This is a genomic window from Vibrio nigripulchritudo ATCC 27043 (assembly GCF_000222685.1).
GTDB classification, from domain to species: domain Bacteria; phylum Pseudomonadota; class Gammaproteobacteria; order Enterobacterales; family Vibrionaceae; genus Vibrio; species Vibrio nigripulchritudo.
This window is the reverse complement of the sequence record NZ_AFWJ01000269.1, coordinates 1-20,009: the sequence shown is the minus strand read 5'-3', so window position 1 is coordinate 20,009 and position 20,009 is coordinate 1. Positions and strand designations below refer to the sequence as shown.

Here is a 20,009-nt window from a genome sequence, read left to right as displayed (position 1 = left end):
AGCTTATCTATGAATCGTAATAACAATCTAGATTTTTATGAAATCCGAGATAACTTTATTGCAGGGAATTATGAACTAAATACGGATGAATATGTTACATGTGGTGAAATTCTACACAATAAGTTGCCCTCTATGGAGGACTTAATTCCATTATTAACTTCAAAAAACAAACCATGCCAGAAAATGGGGGTATTTATAGCAGCTCTTGAAGGGGAAAGAGCTTGTACCATATTTAACTATATTTACAATTTAATCGAATCGCCGTGGGTAGAAGTCAGAGATGAGGTATGCGATTGTTTTACCTCGTGTGGAAGCCGTGGTGAAGAGTTTGTAACGCTATTAGGACTTCTTAAAGACCCCGAAGAATGTATAAGAATCAAGGTTATTCAGGTTCTAATGTGGCTCGAATATGAAAAAATTCTTATGATTTCTGATTACCTTAAAACAGTTCATGGTTTAGAAAGTTTAAAAATAGGTGTTTCTTTATTATTGAAGCAAATGAAGGGCGAAGTGGTATCTTACCAAGACATAGAGAACAATATTTTATCTAAAGATAAAGTTGTCAAAGTTTTTTCTTATATTACAGCCTTCAGATATCTAGGAAGTAATAATAGGATTTCTTCTTTGGTTAACTTGTCAAATGACACTGATATATTGAAGCATTATGAAATATATTTTTCATGATATGAATTATAGTAATTAGTGGGACAAACACTTTTAGAAAAGTCTTGAAGTGTCGTCTTTTCATTCATCCCAAGTTCTACTCGTATCTGTAAAAATTTGTTCAATATCTGGGAAAAATAAGTGGGACAGGCACTTTTAGAAAAATCTTGGAGTGTCTTCTTGTCGCTCATCCCAAGCTCTACTTATATCGATGAAATCAGGCTCAATATTTGGTTATCTTTCTAGACAATGACGGATGTTGCTAATTTTTTTGATTTTGAGATACATGAAACAGCTAAGTGAGTGTTGGCTTAAGAGTTTGTGATGTGTTGTCTTGAGTGAAGGGAGTGTTATCTAACATGCTTAGAATGGAAGATGTGTGCCGATTTATCTCTATCTGTCTCCGCAGGCTAGTAAACTAATTAGAAATTTTATTCTAAAACATCTCTTAGATTTATATTAACAAAATCTTCTTCTCAAAATTGAAGGGTATTAAATGAAAAATATTATATTCATTGCTCTAATACTATTTAGCGCCTTTGCGTATTCGAAACAGTGCAGCTTAACTGGAAAGATAACTCAAATGCATCAATATACAGATGGGACAATATTCATCAACGTAGATGCGTCGTCTAATTGTGATTGTGCACATAAATCGCGTATGGCATTTCATAGAAACGAAAACCAGAGTTTTTATGTCTCAGCGGCACTAACTGCCCTTACAGCCAAAAAGACTGTAACTTTGACCGGAGAAGATCGAAATACTTCAGGTGCATGCCCAATACACAATAATACGCCATTATTAACAGCGTTTTATATTAATGCAGATTGAGTCTCTTCCTACCTAACCATTAACAGGATTCTTTGTTTATCTGCTAAACCTATACATCTAGTTTTTGTTCGTGATTCATTATTTGTTAATAGTATCAATATCTTAAGTTTTTATATTTGTAATGTCGCTCTCGTTTTTTGCCTAAAAAAAGTGCCTTTCATTGATGATGAATTATCAATTCGTTAGCATTTTCGCCGATTATCTAAAGTCTGCAAGGCATTAAAATGATTAAGAAAATACTACTCGTCGCCAGCATAGTGATGAGTTTTAACGCGAGTGCAATCAATGCGAATTCAAATGGTGGATGGATCAGCTTAGGTGTTCCTTCTTATGTCCATATTGGTACTGATGGGCGATTTTTCTTGAATGGAACTAATCAAGGCAGTTGCGCCAACAAGCGTCCTACCTACTTTCGTATGGACATGAATAAGCCGCATTTCGAGAAAACGTATTCATGGCTGTTGATGATGAGTACTCAATCAAAATCTATCGACTGTGTAGTCGACTCTGGGTGCGGCAGCTCTGAAGTTTGGGTGTCTTATTGTCGTGGACCACTTCAGTAACCGAATTCGAATGCTTCATAAGTAAATATTCTGGAAATGTCGTCAAAAAGGAACGTCAAGGTGAACTATTTAAGTACAGCTACTGTTTTATTGCTTACGTCCATTTCGTTAAATGCTAATGCAAGCTCTAGTGTTGCAGGTAATGTGACAAAAGTAGGATGTCATATCAATTCGAATATGTGCTTTGCATATGTTGATGTCCCCATAAATACCAGTTGTATCCATAATGACGGTTCATTGCGTTGGGATGGCGTCGCAACAATAAACAGCGACAAAGTCTACTCTACCCTTCTCGCAGCTCAGTCGAGTGGGAAAAAGGTGGTGTTTGGTGGTGCTGGCATTGATTGTTATCAAGGCTTTCCGAGTTTTAAATGGGTCTTAATTGAATAGGTATTAGATGAAAAAGATACAGTTTGCGGTTACTGCGATATCAATTTCCCTTTGCTTTCCTGCATTTGGCAAGTGGTTAAGCACGCATGGTACGGTAACTTCAATTACTACATACGGTCATACCAATACCATACTCGTAGATTTATCAGATCAGGGAGCAAATATTGCTGAGTGTACGAGTAAAACAACGTTCGCTATCAGCAGTAATTTGGACCCTGAAGCACGCTCTCGAATGTATTCTATGTTGCTGACGGCAAAAGCGTCTGGCAAACCTGTGACGGTTTCATATAACGATGTTGGTGGTTGTGAACCTTGGGATCAAAATATAAATGTGTATCGTCGCATTGTTCGCTTATCACACTAATTTTTAACCTCAGTTGGAAAAGATAAATGAAAAAAATATTGGCTTTATTGATGTTGATAATGGCATCTACCTCTGCGCATGCGAAATACACTGCGAACTTTACTGGAGTGATAACAAATGTTCTGACATATCCGGGCAGCACTTTAATTTTGATTCAAGTGACCAATATGCCAAAAAGTCATCCGAAATGTACGCTTCTTGACTACATGGCAGTTGACCCTGCGATTTCTTCTGAATCTCGTCAACTTGTGATGTCGCGTATTCTCACTGCCTATACCACAAAAGAACCTGTGAACATTGGTTATGACAGAGAGAGCCACTCTGACTCGTGCACAGCGGGTAGCCGTTTACGAGTTCACAGGGTGGGCTAAAAGATGAAAAAACTCATTGTTTCTTTAGCCCTTGGTCTTCTTTCTTTTCAAGCATTTGCTGACTGCTCGGGTCACAGTTGTACCGGGGTTAAAGTGAGTCGCCTATATGTGAATACCGACGGTACTTCAGTTATTGGAACTTCTGGTAACGAAGCAAACTTGACGTGTGAAGCGGGTAAGAATGGCTATATCCATTTGGATCCCGCAAGTAAAAATTACAACGCTGTATATTCATTGCTGCTTACTGCTCATACACAGGGTCACCCTATTTGGATTCGCACAAATTCGGATTCGAGTGCATGCAAAGTAGTTTATGTAGTTTCAGATAGATAATTGTTAAGGACCAACATGAAGTCGAAAATAATCAAATTAAGCACGTTTTTAGCCATTGCTAGTATGACGTTTTCTACACATGCCAATACTGAAAAATTTATTCCCACTCAAATCAGTGTGGAGTCAGGGCATGTTTATATATGGAATAGTAACTATATAAATACAAAAGGTTGTGTTTTATCAGGTGCTGTAAAATTGAACAAAGATTCATTGGGATTCCAAGAAATGTATAGCATGGTACTAACGGCTTATACCGCCCAAAAACCTATTGGGTTTTGGATTAGGTCCTGCGAACCAAGCCCTTGGGGTAAGACTATAGCTACCGCTTACATGAGTTATATGTAGTTTTAGAAGTTAATATCAGCATGAGAATTAGAATGAAAAATTGGACAATTACATTCCTTCTTTCCATCTTTGCCAGCACTTCTTTTGCAGGTGTGGATATCGCTTCTACCGTTGAAAGGTTGAGAGTTAACGGTGATGGTAAATTATGGATAAAAATGACTGACCCGGGGTTTGATAAATACTGTAAGATGGGTTGGTATGGTTTCAATATGTATATTCCTGAGTCAGACAAGTCGTATCCGTTTTACTATGCAATGCTGACCACTGCGCTATCAAACGGGCATACTGTTTATATTGCTAACATCAGCAAATTCAATGGCAGTGATTACTGTGACTTGACACAAACTGGATACGGAATCGTTTTACGTAGATAACTAGCCTTTTTGAAAACAAAGCCAGCAATCGCTGGCTTTGTTTTTTATCAAGATCAATCCAACCTTATTTTGGTGGAATCCTTCGCGCCTTCGTTGTCTGTTACTGTCAGTCTTACTGCTTTCTTATTGGCAGGTAAGCGTGTGAATATCACACTGCCAAATCGAACGCGGTTCTTACCCAGTTTCCAGCGCGTTTTGACTATGTGACCATCCGGGTCGTAGCTGGTGGAATACAGCAGGACAAATCGCCCAAATAGCGGGAAGTAATCGCCCTGTGCAACTGGTGCTTCATTCACGTCAGCGATAATTTCGACCTGTTCAGAATAAGATGCTGTCGCGCCATCATTATCGGTCACGGTTAAACTTACGGTGTATTCACCCGCTTCAACGTACTGCCATGTAGGGTTAACGTCGGTACTGGTTTGCCCATGACCAAAATTCCAAAGGTAGCTGGCTATTTCGCCATCTGGGTCACTGCTGGAATTTGTTGCCGTTACCGACATACCACTAACTTCCAATGTAAACGCAGCGGAGGGTGCTTCATTCGGTTTCTGATAAGAAATCTGCACTACCCCATAACTGTTGTCTTGCGCCTGATGAATCACTTCAATAGATAATCCTACTTCTGCCAGTTTACGACCCGAATGAGGAGCAGTTGGCGAAGAGTAATCTTTACTGTCATCGAACAAACTGACTGGTGTTAAGTTGGTGTCTTGCAGCAAGTTACCCTGATCATCGACAAGAACCAGCGGTGAGTTGTTTTCTAGCGAGAATGCAGCATCACGAACCTGATACCTTGAAATAGCAACATCGCCATTCGACCAGATAAACGGAGTTTGATCCGCATCGACCACCCCGAGCCAGCCTTCACCTGGATGTAAGCCGACCCAGTTGTCTGTGAACGAATTGTCGACGTACCATACAATCAATCCCGGGTCATAAGAGATCAACTGACCGCTACGACGAATATTGGCTAAACCCTGATCCACACCATCGTAGCTGCGCCATTGCAGCAAATAGTAATGATCGGCGAAATGATAGCCCGCATTTCTCTCAAACCCATTAAACCTAAAGCTGCTTTCATCTCCTTCGGCATCATCTACGCTTTCAATCACACCATCTGCATCGAATACGATGTTATCGATATACAGCCCTTCCATAGCCAGACCGCCGTCAGTGACATAATCGAGTGTAAGGGTGATATCAGTTCCCGCCCATTCGGACAAGTCGAACACCGCATCTACCCATCCACCAGATTCGCCTGTAATGGCAGGTACAAGCCCAGTGTTGTACGGGTCCTGCATGGTTGTAATGTTTCCGGGAATTTGAGTTCCATTAACCAACACACGAGCAAAGTCGTAGTCTTTTTCTATCTCATACCAGGCTTTGAATTTGAGCGAGACGGAGCTTCCTTCAGGTACCCGAATTTTTCGGCTCATAGAGTTGTTGAGATCGTCTCCCTTCTGGCTGTAAAACGCGAATTTCCCCTCAAATGGACTGGTGTTGTCCACTTTCTTGGCTGAAAGGTCAATTCTCACCATATTGGGTCGAAGGTTATCAGTGGTTTCAAACAGGCTCAGATATCGAGGCTGATCCAGATCCGCCAGCGAAAGCTGAGTCGAATTTATCCAGTTTCCCCCTAACGACTCCTGCAAAAACTCTTTTGCGTAGGAGCTAAATGCGGTGGGCTGAGTACCCGCAAGGCTGCCCGCCCAACTACCAGAGGACATAATGGACCAGTAAGCCACTGGCTCGCCGTTTCCTGTACCGCGTGTGTCGTACTCGTCTGGTAAACCAAGATCGTGCGCGTATTCGTGAGCAGCTACCCCAACGGCGGCATCAATGGGCTGAATAGTGTAATCAAAAGCGGCATATTGCCCATTGAAGCGGTCGGGTAAAGAACTTGTTGTCCCCGGCAGTAAATGAACACTGCCCAGATCCCAACGGTGTGACCAGATCGCATCCTCTCCTATCGCACCGCCACCTGCTTCTTCACCCACAGACGAATGAAAGATCATCAGGTGGTCAATAAGCCCGTCGGGTTCGCGATAATTGCCATCGTTATCGTAGTCATATCGATCTTCGATATCGTAATCGGCAAGGTTAACGCTTGGATCTATGGCAAGCTGGTTAAGTGCTTCGCGAACCAGTTCTCGTGGGTTGAGGTCATTCCCCGAATCTGCGGAGTTCCCTCCATAATAAGCCGCATTGTTCGCCGCTCGATACCAGCCAAACCCATCACCAGTTACTGAATAGCTTCCGCCAGACTCCTGTTCATAAAACTGCCTCATTGAAGTGAGGTTCTCACCATTGGGACCTTCGTAACCCGAGGATGCAAACAACAGGTCGGCGTAATGAGAGGTGGGGTAGCTGTCATAGAGCATGTCGGTGTGCTCAGCTGTAATGCCATTGTCATCCCAGGGTAGATCTGGGAAATCAATCATCAGAGCGATGACTCTGTCAGTTCTTTTTACAATAACTGAACGCGCCCCCAATGCACTGGCATCCAGTTTTTGTCCTTTTTTCTGTGCGAGGGATTTTAATATCTTATTTCTTTTCTCTATTGCCTTTTTACCGAATTGGGCATTTCCATTTAAACCGTAGTTGTTCTTATTTTTTAAATAAGCGTGTACTGCGGCTTCTTTTTCACTTTGTGTTGCATCTTTGCTTAATTTTCCGGATCGAATGAGCATATTTGCTATTCTTTCCTCATTAACAACGCCCATATCTGCCGGAGCATGGGCGTAAGAAATTCCACTGAATATTGCGAGCGATGAAGCCAGCAATACGGTGTGTTTCAAGTTTGCCATTTGATGTTCCTTAGTGATTGTTATTGGTTTTAGTTCCCTTTTATTTCAATGTGTTGTCTCCTTTTATTTATCTGGTTTCTTTAAGTTTCTCGCTAAGAAAAGCAGGTGGTTCTATCGTTGTTGACTATTTATTGTTAATTGAATGAATAAATAGTCAGGTTGCAATGGAATTAACTTTGGAAGGTTAGTTGAAGTGAATTTTTAAAATTTTGGATATGGTTCTAATTCTTAAATTTAAAATAGTGGTGAGACGAGTTTTAGATAGTGAATGTTTAAAAAGTTAGAATGATTTCAGGTAATTTAGAAATCGTTGAACGGGTTTCTTTATTTAATTTTGGAACAAAAGTCTCGATATTATCAATTGAGTTCTAATGTATATCGATCTTTGGTTTGTGTGTTTTGAACATCAGTTCAGGCTTTCTTCTTGATTAAGAAAAAGCCGCTTCAATAGGGTTGGTGAAGTCGAGTTGTTCATACCATCCGCTTGATGACTGGCTCGGCAATAAGAATTTCACAAATTCTTTACTAAAGGTTTGCCGCGATCAGCCGATGCTTATTATTGAGACAAGAATCATTTGATAGACTCTGAGCCGATAAAGAAGGCGTTAACTGTGATAAGTTGGAGTATATCGTGACAGCACCAACTTGATTTTCTGGTGCTGAGTGAAAAACGGAGTATTCACCATCATGAGCCAGACAGATTTTGAACAAAAGCGAAAATACTATCGATTGCGTTACCCAAAGCAGGAAAGACCTGTTTTGCGCGTAAAAGATCAGTACTACCATATTTGCGAAGTCTCTGAAAAAGGTATCCGTGTGCTAATGGCGAACGTAGCGTCGTTATACCGAGGGCTGAGCATGGCGGGTACTTTGCGACTGAATGCCAATACACACATTCCGGTAGAAGGTTCACTGCTGCGATTTGACAAGAACGAAGTCATTTTTCAGCTCTCTAAAGGTCCAAGCCTGAAAAATATGGTTGAAGAACAACGCCATATCAGAAAAAAATACCCAACATTCTTTGCTAAGCAGCGTCCGATAGCGGCGGCATAAAATATAGGCATCAGCGATCTTTCGCGAGTAAAATGAGTATAAGATTAGCCCTGATTGACATCGTCAGTTAGGGTTTTTTGCATTTTCTATCTATGAGGCTTTGCTATGAAGTTTTCCTATGTTAATCCAACTCTGATCTATTTCGGTCAAGGTCAGATCGCAGCAATTGCGGAGTCTGTTCCAGCCGACGCCAAGGTTTTGGTGGTCTATGGTGGCGGTTCTATCAAGAAAAACGGTGTTTACGAACTGGTTGCCAATGCGTTGGAACGCCACGAATGGCAGGAGTTTTCTGGCGTGGAGCCAAACCCCACCAAAGAGACACTCGACAAAGCTGTTGCCATTGTTAAAAGCGAGAACGTGGAATTTATCCTCGGAGTTGGCGGCGGTTCCGTAATTGATGGCGTGAAATACATCGCTGCTGCGGCGCATTATGAAGGGGACGGTTGGGATATCCTTGAAGGCAAACACCGCGTAGAAAGTGCGGTGGCGCTGGGTGCTGTGTTGACCTTGCCTGCAACAGGTTCTGAATCCAATGCGGCAGCGGTGATCACCAAAGCCGAAACGCAAGACAAATTGTCTTTTTACCACCCAGCCGTACAGCCAAAATTCGCCGTTTTGGATCCTGATGTGATGAAAACATTGCCAGAACGTCAGTTGATCAATGGGATTGTCGATGCGTGGGTACATGTGTGTGAACAGTACCTGACCAAGCCAAATGGCACCATGGTTCAGGATGGCTATGCGGAATCTTTGCTGAAAATCCTGAAAGATCTTGGTGAGCGATTTGAGCAACGCGACAACGATGAATGGCGCGCCAATCTGATGTGGGCGGCCAATCAGGCGCTTAACGGTTTGATTGGTTCAGGCGTTCCGCATGACTGGTCGACGCACGCTATTGGGCATGAACTGACAGCGCTTTACGGCGTGGATCACGCGCATTCTCTGGCTATCATCCAGCCCTCGCTGCTTCGTAACCAACTGAAATTCAAGCGAGTCAAATTGGAGCAACTTGGGCGTAATGTGTTTGGGTTGGCTGACTCCCCAGATCTGGCGGTTGAGACCATTGCCGCAATGGAAACGTTTTATCAGAGCTTAGGAATGCAGACCAAACTCACCGAGCACGGTGGCGAAAAGGCAAAAGCCGTACAGGATGTATTGGATAAGCTGGAATCCCATGGTCAGGTTAAACTCAGTGAGAATGGCTCAATTACGCTGACTGAATCGAAAGCCATTCTGGAAGATGCCATTGCATAAAAACACATTCTTTCTATTCGAATTTTACCTCTGATTTTCAAGGAATTTGACGATCATATCGTCGTCAAATTCCGCAAACCTATTCAAAAGTAAATGAGCTCCAGATAGAAGCGCGAAATGCGGTTAGATCCCCCTTTCTTTAGGGAATATCGGGGCATAAACGTGATTGGTCTCCTATCATTTTTAGTTAATGCGGGAAATAATGTCTTTAATTTTTTCCAAAAGTGACATAATTCATGCGAAGTGATGACTTAATCCTTTTCTATCAAGTGGTTGCGTTAGGCACCTTCAGTAAGGTCGCTGAACAGAACGACCTGACTAATTCAGTGGTGAGTAAGCGAATTGCCCGCTTGGAAGAAGAGCTGGGCGTGCAGTTGTTGTATCGAACCACCCGAAAACTGACTCTTACCGAAGCAGGCAAAGCGCTGTATCAAGGGGCGAAAAACGTCAATCAGGCAGTCAATGAAGCCATGGACGTGATTGTCGGATTCGGGGAAAAGGTGAGTGGTCACGTTAAAATGTCGGTCCCTACGATTTCCGGAGACCTGATACTCGCGGATGCGGTTGCTGAGTTTTGTAATATGCATCCGGGCTTAACGGTTGATATGTCTCTGGATAATCGATTTGTGGATTTGGTTGAAGGCGGGTTTGATCTGGTTATTCGGACTGGCTATCTGGAAGACTCCAGCCTGATTGCACGCCACATTCTGGATTCTCAGTGGTTAGTCTGTGCTTCTCCTTCCTACATCGCAAAAAATGGCAAACCTCTCAAACCGGAAGATCTGATCAACCATAACTGCCTCCAATACGCTTACCAAACCACCGGCGCATCAGATTGGGAGTTTAAGTCATCCAAAGGTAACTACATTGTGAAGGTGTCAGGCTCTTTCTCTACCGACAACGCAACGGCACTTCGAAAAGCGGCACTAGGCGGTCATGGTATTGCTTATGTACCAAGGTGTTTGGTTTATCATGACATTCGAAGCGGTGAGCTGGTAGACATCTTCCCTGAGCTGGTTGGCAAGAAACTGGGCATCTACGCTGTGTATCCATTCACCCGTCAGCCGCCGAAAAAAGTGAGCCTACTCATTGAGCACATTCGCGCGCGTTATCTTGCCATTTCTCACTACTTTTAGGTGATGTGTGGGTGTATCAACACTCTTTAGAACGGTTACGTTTAAAGGGTTTCACATTACTGGACGTGTTCTGGGCATTGTGAACATTGTGGTAGTACTCGTAGCCATTTTTGCCCACACATTTGGCGGCATACATGGCTTTGTCCGCACATCGGAGAAGTTCAGGCAACTCCATGGCATCCTGACCATAAATCGACACGCCCACGCTTAAGGTGACGTAATTGACCTGATTGTTCACCTGATAACCATCGTTAAACAGAGACATAATTCGGTGAAGAATGCTGTCCAGCGCTCTGGAATCGGGCACATCATAGAGAAGGATGACAAACTCATCGCCAGCGTAGCGTGCGATAGAAAATTCGTCCTTCTGATCTTTACGATTCTTAGTGCGAAGATTGTTTGCCAGTCTCTGCCCAAAACTTTGCAAAACCTTATCGCCAATGGCATGCCCGTAGTTGTCGTTAATCTCTTTAAAGTTGTCGATGTCGACAAACACCAGTGCAGTGAGCTTGTTACTGTTTCTGAGTTCTTTCAGCTTGGGCTCTGCCCATTTTTCAAAGCTCCAGCGGTTAGCAAGCCCGGTCAATGCATCGCGATAAGCCAGATCCTCAATGCCTTCCTGATAAAGCGACAGCACGTAATGATTGGTTCGGCAGTACTGGTAAGCGAAGTAATGACAAATAGCTAAAAAAGCCATCATGCTGGTAAGAAAACGCCCGACCGAAAACTCGGAGTAATCCGCAGACAGATACGGGAAGTTGGGAGAGGTAAACGCCACAATGCTGAATATATAGAAGCTTACGGTGGCAATCAGAGCGCTGCGTACCGAATTAACAAAAATGATGGTGGCAAGAATCGGGTAGATCCAGTAAACCGAAGATTTAGACAGCCCGCCCGTTAATATCAGAACAATGGCATGCGTAATAAGCACAATAGTGAGTACGTGGGCTGCGTGGGTGTAGTGACCGCGGCTCAGGAACAGAGCCAGATTCGAGAAGATGACTAATGCGCTGATGTAGTTCACAGAGCCTTGAAAGTGGTCTCCGTGACTGATGCTGAGAAATCCAAATACAGAAAGCAGGATAAAAACAATAACCGACAGTACCACAATGGTTCGTTTGCGTCGGAGCAAACGGACATCAGCCATTTCTTCCAGCTTTCGACCTGCCATGTTGTACATGAGTCGAGCCTAGCCTTTTTCTAGTTATGTGGCTAAAAGCATAGTACATACATTCATATTTGCTTATTCAATGTGTGGTTTTTTTGCATAAAAAAATGCCTCTTATCAGTAAGAGGCATTTCAGAATTCTAATTGTTTGAAAATTAATGGTTATGCAACCAGCTCTTCATCCAGATCGAACGACGCGTCAATCAGTTTCTGCGTATATTCGTTCTTCGGATTGTTGAAGATCTCTTCTGCCGTACCTTCTTCCATCACGACGCCTTTCTGCATCACCATTACACGGTCAGACAGGGCTTTCACCACACTCAAGTCGTGGCTGATGAAAAGGAAGCCAATGTTGTGCTTCTTCTGAAGATCTTTCAGAAGGTCGATAACCGTTAGCTGAACAGAACGGTCCAGAGCCGATGTTGGTTCATCCAGAAGAATGAATGAAGGCTCAAGAATCAACGCACGTGCAATCGCGATGCGCTGACGCTGACCACCAGAGAACTCGTGTGGGTAACGGTTGATTGAGTGTGGATCCAGACGCACTTCTTCCAGTGCTTTACGAGCACGCTCCATACGCTCAGCGCGAGAAAGCTGAGGCTGGTGAACGGTCAGTGCTTCGGTGATGATATCGCCAACGGTCATACGTGGAGACAGAGAACCGTATGGGTCCTGGAACACCATCTGAACGTCTTTCTTCAGTTCAAATTTCTCTTTCTCAGTCAACGTGCTCAGGTCACGACCGCGGTAGGCAATCTTACCTTCAGATGGAAGAAGACCAATCAGAGCACGACCTAATGTCGATTTACCTGAACCAGACTCACCTACGATACCCAGCGTTTCACCTTGTTTCAGTTCAAGGGAAATGCCTTTAACTGCTTCAAAGTACTGGTTGCGGCTCTGGATGAAGTGAGACTTGATCAGGAACTTCACGCGAATATCATCCGCTTTCAGCAGGTTCACAGCATCATCAGCAACAGGGTCTTTGCTGCCGTGCGGGATCGAGTTGATCAGCATTTTTGTGTAGTCTTCCGTCGGGTTCTTGAACAGCTCTGCTGTTTGACCTTCTTCAACGACGTCACCTTTACACATTACGATTACGCGGTCGGCAAAGTGTTTTACCACACCCAAATCGTGGGTGATGAACAGGATCGCCATGCCCATCTTTTCCTGAATTTCTTTAATCAGGTTCAGTACTTCAGCCTGAACGGTTACGTCCAGTGCTGTTGTTGGTTCATCTGCAATCAGAATGTCTGGTTCGTTCATCAGTGCCATCGCAATCATGATACGTTGCAGCTGACCGCCCGAGAATTCATGCGGGTACTTGGTGTACGCCGTTTCTGGGTTTGGCAGATGAACTAGGTTGAACAGTTCCAGTACCCTTTCTTTTGCCTGAGAACGAGTCACTTTGCGGTGACACATCAAGGCTTCCGCTACCTGAATACCAACGCGCATGTATGGGTTCAGAGAAGTCATCGGCTCTTGGAAAATCATGCCGATACGGTCGCCACGAATGGCTTGCATCTCTTTTTCAGACAATTCCAGAATGGATTTGCCTTCAAACTGAATATTGGCGCTAGGTGGAATGATGGAGTTATCTGGCAGCAAACGCATCACGGCGTTAGTCGAAACCGATTTGCCTGAACCTGACTCACCAACAATGGCGAGTGTTTCACCTTTTTTCAGGTCAAAGTTTACGTTTTTTACTGCATGAACCGGACCGTCATTAGTGGTAAAGGTTACCGACAGGTCGCGAACTGTAAGAATTGGGGACTGTGACATTGAACTTCCTTATTATTAATTCAGAGTGTAAACGGCGCTGGTTCGCTCTGAATACAGCTTTAATTGGTTGAAGTGATGGTGTGCTTTCTGCAGCGCATCCAATTCCAGTTGCCACTCTGAGTTGCGCTGAGCGGCGCAGAAGGCGGCAATATGACGGAAAATGGTTTCGCTGTGCTGGATTAGGTTTGGCTCAACGGCGCGAACGATGTCTTGCTGTTCCAACGCAAGAAACTGCATGTGCGCGTAGGCTTGATTCAGTAAATCAAACGCTTCCTGTTGCTGACCCATACGGTTGAGGATTTCAGATTGACTGATCGCCGCGTCTTTGAAGCCCGCTAGCAGGCATGACATTTGGCATGGTTTGATGTCATCACTCTCGACCGCTTCAGAGATATGAGAGGGAAGATGGTCCAGTACATCTTCAAAGAGGTATCGTGCTTCAGGCCAGTGTCCTTGCTCTAGCAATTCTTCTGCTTTCATGAAGCGCGCCCAACACTGCTCTAAATCCATATCTCGATCCTGTTTGCACAAAGTGGGGGATAATTTAAATGAAAACCATTATCAAATGCAAATAATTCTACTTCTTGCGTGATTATTAGCCTTTTGTTCCAGCCCAGGTTGCTGATGTGAGGGTGAAGGTGGTTTTTTCACGAATTTCCCACTTCTAAAACCATATTTTCTACATAGCTCACTTGATATTGAATGCAGGTCTCTTTTCTTAAAAATAAGAATGTTATTGATTGTTTAAATAATTGTTTAATTTGTGTGATCGTAATAACGTGGTATCTCTGGAAAAGCCGATAGTATGGGGCTTAACAGCAGTGTTTATGGAGGCTGGATACTCATGACTTATCACGCACAAGGATCTCAGTTAGAGAAATTAAACCAGTTTCAGGATGAGCTACTGGGTTTGTTTTCTGGCATGTTTAGTTTCGCCAAAATGGCAAGTTATTTGGTGGACGATCAAGCTAAACCTATGTGCTACAAGTCTGTCAAGATTCAACCTACCATGCATCGAGAGTATCTCGAACATTTCTACAAAACCGATCCACTTCATCCTACTAACTTTCGTTTCTCAGAAGCGAAGGTCGTGAAGATGAGCGATTTGGTTCCCGCGCATAACCGGGAGTCTCACACCTACTTCAAAGATTTTATCCGCCCCTGGAAAATCAACGACATCATTGAGCTTTTCTTCCATGTCGACGGTAAGCTGGTGGCCGGTGCCGCCATGTTTGTTGGCAATAACCAGAACACCATGGGGGCAGACGATGTCATGAAGCTGCATCATATGCATCGCTACATCGAGTTTTCTCTCAACCAGAGTATGTCCACGCCGGAATCTATGAGTTACCAAGCCTTCTGTGACCAGTATTCTCTAACGGAAAAAGAGCGCTTGGTGGCACAATTCGCTTTGCAGGGGATGCCGAATAAAGCCATTGCCAACGAGCTTTGCTGTAGCCTGCCGACGGTGAAAACCCACTTACAGCATATTTTCGCTAAGATGGAAATCAACAGTAAAGTTGAGCTGACCAGTTTGGTGTACCGTAACAATTGCGAAGTTTAGTACCTCCCCGTTTCCGACGAAAATCCCGCAGCCATTGGGTTGCGGGATTTTTTTGTTTAGGAAGCCTTTTTCTTCAGCGACAGAGCGTAAACGACGATCGACAATACGGTCAGCCCCAGTAACGTGGCGCTGATAGGACGAGTGACCAGAATACTTAAATCGCCATCTGCCACTCCTAATGCCTGACGCATTCGCACCAGAAATACAGGTCCCAACACCAATCCCAGTACAATAGGGACGGCGGGGATGTTTTTCTTACGTAAAACGTAACCCAACCCTGCAAACCCGAGCGCGATCATAGCATCGGAAAATTGGTAGTTTTGGCTGTAACTGCCAATAAAACCCAGCACCAAGATAAACGCGCCAATAAAGCGACCGCGAATTCGGGTTAAGTTGACGATCCATTTGGTGGCGAAGGTGAGGTAAACAAATACCACGATATTGATCAGCAATAGAGACAAGTACAGACCAGAGATAAACTCGGGGCGTTCCACAAACAGCGTAGGACCGGGAATGTAGTTGTGCACCATAAATACTGCCAGCAACATCGCCATAAGTGCATCGGCTGGAATGCCAAACGCGAGCAGGGGAATCATCACCGACGCAGTCACCGCATTGTTGGACGTTTCTGAGGCAATCAGCCCCTCTTCTGCGCCGTCTCCGAATTTTTCAGGCGTTTTTGAAAACTTCTGCGCCAGGGTATAAGAGAAAAACTGAGAACCAAACTCACCAACGCCAGGTAACAGACCCATTACGACCCCAAGAATGGCGGAGCGCGCAACGGTTACCTTGTGTTTAGCCAGCGTAATCAGCCCCGAAAAGTAACCTTCGCCTTCAAGTTTGGTGGCTTTAGAGTCCCCGCCTTTTTGGGAGAGCAGCACAAACGCTTGCGACATAGCAAACAAGCCGATCACCGCTGGCACAAGAGGAATACCACCGAGCAACCATTCCTGACCAAAGGTATAGGTAAGAGTGTTGTAGGAGCGATCTACGCCAATAGAGCCAAAGAAGATCCCAAGCCCCAGCATCATGGCGGCGTCCAGTACTTGGTTACGGTGCGCCAGCACTACAAACACCATGCCCAGTAACGCTAGCATGGCAAACTCAGCCGAACCAAAATTGGCAGCGATCTGAGACAGGACGGGCGCTAAAAACACCAGAGACATGATGCTGACCAAACCGCCTACAAAAGATGCGGAATAAGCGATGGACAAGGCTTTCTTGCCTTCGCCCCGCTTGGTCATGGGGTAGCCATCGTATGTGGTAAGCACCGCTACCGGAGTACCCGGGGTATTCATCAAAATTGCCGGAATAGCACCGCCATACCACGCGCCGCCGTATACCCCGACCAGAAGGCTGACGCCCGCTAAAGGCTCCATAGAAAAACTGATGGGCAGTAAAATCGCCATAACGCCAGCGGGCTCTAACCCCGGAATCGATCCAATAGTTACGCCGATCAGCGCGCCCAGCAATATGGCGGTAATGACGCTAACCGTGCTGACTTCTGCAAGCCCTAACATTAATGCTTCCATGTCGTCTCCTTACAGATACTGGTTAGCAAACAGTGACCATTCATCTGGCAGTAACCCGTACAGCCAGACATCCGGTAACCAAAGGTTGAGCATGATTCTGAAAATCAGCACCACAGCAGCCACGCTAACTAAGCTGGTGAGTATCCAGAATCCATTCAAAAGTCGGCTCACCCACAACAGAGTCAGTACAAACAGCCAGGTAGCAGGGGCGAAGCCCATGATCGACAAAGAATGGATATAGAGCGCGAATAATGCGCTGGCGATGATGGCAACTCGATAGCTGGCGACAGCGTCGGCACCGGAATCAAGGGCTTTGAGTGGATGAAGGTGAAATTGCCGAAGGTGCTGAAAGACTTTCAATACAGCAAACAGAACAAACACACCCAAACCCAACGCAGGTCCCATCATAGGTTGGGTATACCAGCCTCGCTTGGTTTTCACCCAAGCGGCTTCGTTTGGAAGCTGCCAAAGCAATAGCACGCCAGCGATGGCGAACAAAACAAAAATGCCACTGGTCGCCCGAGTCCATGTAGGGCTGGACTCAGGCGAGGTGGAAGGTTGTTCTATGGATTGGGATTCAGAGATCATACGGCACTCCTTACAAAGGGGGCGATGCCCCCTCTGGTCTTACTGGTTCATGAAGTTGAGCAGCGACTTCGCTTGTTCAAAATCTTTTGCCAGCAAGGCTTCGGCATCTTTGCCACCCAACCAGTACACGCCGGCACCGGTGTTCATGCTGATCTCTTTAACACGGTCTGCCTGCAACGCTTTTTCAGCGATACCTGCAATCTTGTCTTTGATGTTTTGAGGGGTGCCCTTTTTCACAAACAAGCCGTTCCACGTAGTCTGGGTTATGCCCGTTTGTTCCGCTAACGTCGCCACATCCGGTGTTATGGACAAGCGGTCGCGGCTGATAGACGTCAGAAGCTTTACATCACCCGAGTTCAGACACGCCAAAATCAGCTGTGTGGTGGTGTTGATGACGTCGGCATCGCCATTTGCCAAGGTTGAACAATCCAGCACATCGAACGGAGCATCAGAGGAGAACTTAATCCCTATCTGATCAGCCGCTTTAAATGTAATTGCCGTTGGCAGAGCCTGATAACCGAAGTGACCTAACGTGACTTTGTTGCTTTTTGAATACGCGGCCAGTTCTTCGAGGTTGTTGTAGGGTGCATCGGACTTAACCGCAATAGCGAATGGGTAGTCGAGGAAAATCCCGACAGGTTCAAAGCTGTTTTGGTCAAAAGGAGCCGTGCCAAACAGAACCTGTGTTGTCAGTATGTCGGCCACAAAAGAACCGATCACCAAGCCGTCCGGGCGAGAGCGAGAGACGTCGGTTGCCCCGACCACACCGCCACCTCCGGGTTTGTTGACGACAGATGCGGGTTTGCCCGTTTCTTTCGACATCTCTTCTGCGATAACGCGAGTCAGGATATCTTCTAGATCCCCAGGTGGCCAGGGCACCACGAATTTCACCGGACGGTTAGGGTAATTGGCGGATGTGGCTGCAAAAGTGGTCATCAGACCGGCAGCGATAAGAGCAGCCTTCATGGCTTTAGTTACACGTTTCATAAACTTCCCTTTATTGTGTTTGACTGAGAGGGACGATAAGGACAGGGATGTCACTCTGACTGATGACTTTGAGGGCAGTTGAGCCCAGAAACAGACGCGAAATGGCGTTTGCTTCCCTGTCTCCCATCACAATAAGTTGCGCATTGTGTTGCTTTGCTGCAGAGAGGATCACCTCGTGAGGTTCACCTATTTGCGATTCGATATCTGGTGGCTGTTTTAAGGCACTGAGGTTATCCAGTTCGCTGTCCAGAAAGTTTTGGATGCGTGCCTGAATATGGTTGTGCGCTTCCGCCAGAATTTGGTCTGTATGCTTTTGGTTCGCTTTCTTTGGCAGATAACTCACCATGACTTGCTGAGTGAGTTCACCAATGGGAGGAATGGCATGCAGAAACACGATTTTGGCATCGTGCTTGATGGCTTGCTGAACCGCGTTACGAAACGCAGGGCGACTGCCTTTTTGCATGTCCGACGCATAAATAATGGTGTTCACTTCCGTAAGCATGTCCATTGCCTCCACATTCTTTGTGTATTGAACCATTCAAATTCATCCCAAGGATCTCAGGTATCAACCATTGGGATGAGGTTGTGCTAACCCTTTCTAGCGGTTGATATTAATCAGCTGAGGTTGGGTATTTTCTAACAGCCCTTCCTCGCCAAACTCCACACCAAAACCCGACATCTTGTTGCCGCCAAATGGCGCGTGAGGGAGAACTTCGGCGTGCCCGTTTACCCACACAGTGCCGCATTCCAGCTGCGCTGCGACCATTTGAGCCTGATCGACGTCACTACTCCAAACTGAGCCACCCAGCCCCAAATCGCTGTCGTTGGCCAGCTGTATAGCTTGTTCAACGGTTTGATAAGGAATGACGGGAAGAACCGGACCAAATTGCTCTTCATCCACAATGCGAACTCCGTTGGAGACATTGGCGACAATAGTCGGTGGGAAAAGATAGCCAGATTCATCCAGTGGCTTGCCTCCGGAAAGCACTTTTGCACCTTGTGCGACGGCATCTTCAATCAGCTCTTGCACTTTCTGGAATTGGTTACGGTTTTGGACAGGACCAAAGGTGACGCCTTCATCCAGCCCGTTACCGACGGTTTGAGCAGAAGCAATTTCTGCCAGCGCTTGGCATACTTCGTCGTACTGGCTTTCATGGACGTACAGACGCTTCAGAGCGGCGCAGGTCTGCCCCATATTGATGAAAGAGGTCTGGAATAGAGGCTGAGCAATGTCGTTGATGCTGCTGCCCGGGAGGACAATGGCTGCGTCATTGCCACCCAGTTCTAAGGTTAAGCGTTTCAGGTTGGTCGACGCGGCACTCATGATGCGCTGCCCCGTCGCTGTGGAGCCTGTGAACACAATCTTGTTAATGTCTTTATGTTCACTGATCGCCTGACCCAGCTCGCCACCACCAGACAGCACATTGATGACGCCGTCGGGCAACACGTCAGCCATTATCTCAATCATCTTTAAGGTGCTGAATGGTGTTAATTCAGATGGTTTGATGATGACGCAGTTGCCTGTACGCAACGCTGGCATAACATGCCAGACGGCAATCATCATTGGCCAGTTCCAAGGCGTGATGGAAGCGACAACGCCAATGGGCTTGTGGTGAAGTTCAATGCGTTTGTTGGCGTCATCCTGAATGACTTTAACAGGTACGTCGGCATCGGCGGCGTAGCGAGTCCACGCTACGGCTCCACCCACTTCCATCATCGCCAGATCAAGCGGCTTTCCCTGCTCTTCCACAATCAGTGTTGCCAGTTCTTCTGTAGCGCCTTCGATTTTGTCGGCAATCTCGGTCAGCATGGCTTTTCGAGTGATATGGCTGACATTTTTCCAGCTTTTGAACGCGACTTGCGCCGATTCCACCGCGAGGTTAAGCAGTTTGACTGATGC

21 protein-coding genes are annotated in these 20,009 nt (G+C 45.5%); 12 read left to right on the top strand and 9 right to left on the bottom strand.

The annotated features are described in order from the left end of the window. Positions 1–9 precede the first annotated feature (9 nt). From RH89_RS19270 to RH89_RS19230, 8 genes are all read left to right on the top strand, one after another. On the top strand, positions 10–684 hold the full coding sequence (locus tag RH89_RS19270; protein WP_004405601.1) for a hypothetical protein: 675 nt from the start codon (positions 10–12) through the stop codon (positions 682–684). A gap of 1,035 nt (positions 685–1,719) precedes the next feature. Then, the gene (locus RH89_RS19260; protein WP_038146713.1) at positions 1,720–2,058 is read left to right on the top strand and encodes a hypothetical protein; all 339 of its coding nucleotides are present in this window, start codon (positions 1,720–1,722) and stop codon (positions 2,056–2,058) included. A 60-nt stretch (positions 2,059–2,118) separates the two neighbouring features. After that, positions 2,119–2,448, top strand: coding sequence for a hypothetical protein (locus RH89_RS30415; protein WP_244410428.1), 330 nt, complete (start codon positions 2,119–2,121; stop codon positions 2,446–2,448). A 7-nt stretch (positions 2,449–2,455) separates the two neighbouring features. After that, positions 2,456–2,812, top strand: a complete 357-nt coding sequence (locus tag RH89_RS19250; RefSeq protein ID WP_004405595.1) for a hypothetical protein — start codon at positions 2,456–2,458, stop codon at positions 2,810–2,812. Positions 2,813–2,838: 26 nt separating this feature from the next. Next, the gene (locus tag RH89_RS19245; RefSeq protein WP_004405594.1) at positions 2,839–3,183 is read left to right on the top strand and encodes a hypothetical protein; all 345 of its coding nucleotides are present in this window, start codon (positions 2,839–2,841) and stop codon (positions 3,181–3,183) included. 3 nt (positions 3,184–3,186) lie between these two features. After that, on the top strand, positions 3,187–3,516 hold the full coding sequence (locus RH89_RS19240; RefSeq protein WP_004405592.1) for a hypothetical protein: 330 nt from the start codon (positions 3,187–3,189) through the stop codon (positions 3,514–3,516). Between the two features lie 15 nt (positions 3,517–3,531). Beyond that, the gene (locus RH89_RS19235) at positions 3,532–3,861 is read left to right on the top strand and encodes a hypothetical protein (protein WP_004405588.1); all 330 of its coding nucleotides are present in this window, start codon (positions 3,532–3,534) and stop codon (positions 3,859–3,861) included. 32 nt (positions 3,862–3,893) lie between these two features. Further along, positions 3,894–4,235 (top strand): hypothetical protein, encoded by a 342-nt coding sequence (locus tag RH89_RS19230; RefSeq protein WP_004405587.1) that lies wholly within the window; start codon positions 3,894–3,896, stop codon positions 4,233–4,235. A gap of 53 nt (positions 4,236–4,288) precedes the next feature. On the opposite strand, the gene RH89_RS19225 is transcribed toward RH89_RS19230, so the two are convergent. Next, positions 4,289–7,045, bottom strand: a complete 2,757-nt coding sequence (locus RH89_RS19225; protein ID WP_004405586.1) for an immune inhibitor A domain-containing protein — start codon at positions 7,043–7,045, stop codon at positions 4,289–4,291. 687 nt (positions 7,046–7,732) lie between these two features. Here RH89_RS19225 and RH89_RS19220 point away from each other — a divergent pair. From RH89_RS19220 to RH89_RS19210, 3 genes are all read left to right on the top strand, one after another. After that, complete coding sequence (locus tag RH89_RS19220; RefSeq protein ID WP_004405585.1) at positions 7,733–8,098, top strand: hypothetical protein; 366 nt, start codon at positions 7,733–7,735, stop codon at positions 8,096–8,098. A 105-nt stretch (positions 8,099–8,203) separates the two neighbouring features. Next, positions 8,204–9,352 (top strand): iron-containing alcohol dehydrogenase, encoded by a 1,149-nt coding sequence (locus tag RH89_RS19215; RefSeq protein ID WP_004405584.1) that lies wholly within the window; start codon positions 8,204–8,206, stop codon positions 9,350–9,352. A 236-nt stretch (positions 9,353–9,588) separates the two neighbouring features. Beyond that, a complete protein-coding gene (locus RH89_RS19210) occupies positions 9,589–10,488 on the top strand; it encodes a LysR family transcriptional regulator (protein ID WP_004405583.1) in 900 nt (299 codons plus the stop codon). A 16-nt stretch (positions 10,489–10,504) separates the two neighbouring features. Here the strand turns inward: RH89_RS19210 and RH89_RS19205 are convergent, their stop codons facing one another. The 3 genes from RH89_RS19205 to RH89_RS19195 all read right to left on the bottom strand — a co-directional run bounded on the left by RH89_RS19205 (position 10,505) and on the right by RH89_RS19195 (position 13,948). Beyond that, complete coding sequence (locus RH89_RS19205) at positions 10,505–11,668, bottom strand: GGDEF domain-containing protein (RefSeq protein ID WP_004405582.1); 1,164 nt, start codon at positions 11,666–11,668, stop codon at positions 10,505–10,507. Between the two features lie 150 nt (positions 11,669–11,818). Next, complete coding sequence (locus RH89_RS19200; protein WP_004405581.1) at positions 11,819–13,438, bottom strand: ABC transporter ATP-binding protein; 1,620 nt, start codon at positions 13,436–13,438, stop codon at positions 11,819–11,821. 15 nt (positions 13,439–13,453) lie between these two features. Further along, positions 13,454–13,948 carry a hypothetical protein gene (locus RH89_RS19195; RefSeq protein ID WP_004405580.1) on the bottom strand — a complete coding sequence of 165 codons (495 nt, stop codon included), beginning with the start codon at positions 13,946–13,948 and terminating at the stop codon, positions 13,454–13,456. Positions 13,949–14,282: 334 nt separating this feature from the next. Between RH89_RS19195 and RH89_RS19190 the strand changes: the two genes are divergently transcribed. Further along, complete coding sequence (locus RH89_RS19190; RefSeq protein ID WP_038123113.1) at positions 14,283–15,002, top strand: helix-turn-helix transcriptional regulator; 720 nt, start codon at positions 14,283–14,285, stop codon at positions 15,000–15,002. A gap of 56 nt (positions 15,003–15,058) precedes the next feature. Here the strand turns inward: RH89_RS19190 and RH89_RS19185 are convergent, their stop codons facing one another. The 5 genes from RH89_RS19185 to RH89_RS19165 form a co-directional block, all read right to left on the bottom strand. Beyond that, a complete protein-coding gene (locus tag RH89_RS19185; protein WP_004405578.1) occupies positions 15,059–16,534 on the bottom strand; it encodes a tripartite tricarboxylate transporter permease in 1,476 nt (491 codons plus the stop codon). A gap of 9 nt (positions 16,535–16,543) precedes the next feature. After that, positions 16,544–17,122: a hypothetical protein gene (locus RH89_RS19180; protein ID WP_004405577.1), complete on the bottom strand. Its 579-nt coding sequence runs from the start codon at positions 17,120–17,122 to the stop codon at positions 16,544–16,546. A 39-nt stretch (positions 17,123–17,161) separates the two neighbouring features. Beyond that, on the bottom strand, positions 17,162–18,109 hold the full coding sequence (locus RH89_RS19175) for a tripartite tricarboxylate transporter substrate binding protein (protein ID WP_004405575.1): 948 nt from the start codon (positions 18,107–18,109) through the stop codon (positions 17,162–17,164). Positions 18,110–18,119: 10 nt separating this feature from the next. Then, positions 18,120–18,647: a universal stress protein gene (locus RH89_RS19170; RefSeq protein ID WP_004405568.1), complete on the bottom strand. Its 528-nt coding sequence runs from the start codon at positions 18,645–18,647 to the stop codon at positions 18,120–18,122. A 60-nt stretch (positions 18,648–18,707) separates the two neighbouring features. Continuing rightward, positions 18,708–20,009: aldehyde dehydrogenase family protein (locus RH89_RS19165; RefSeq protein WP_004405567.1), on the bottom strand; the 1,302-nt coding region annotated here is incomplete at its 5' end.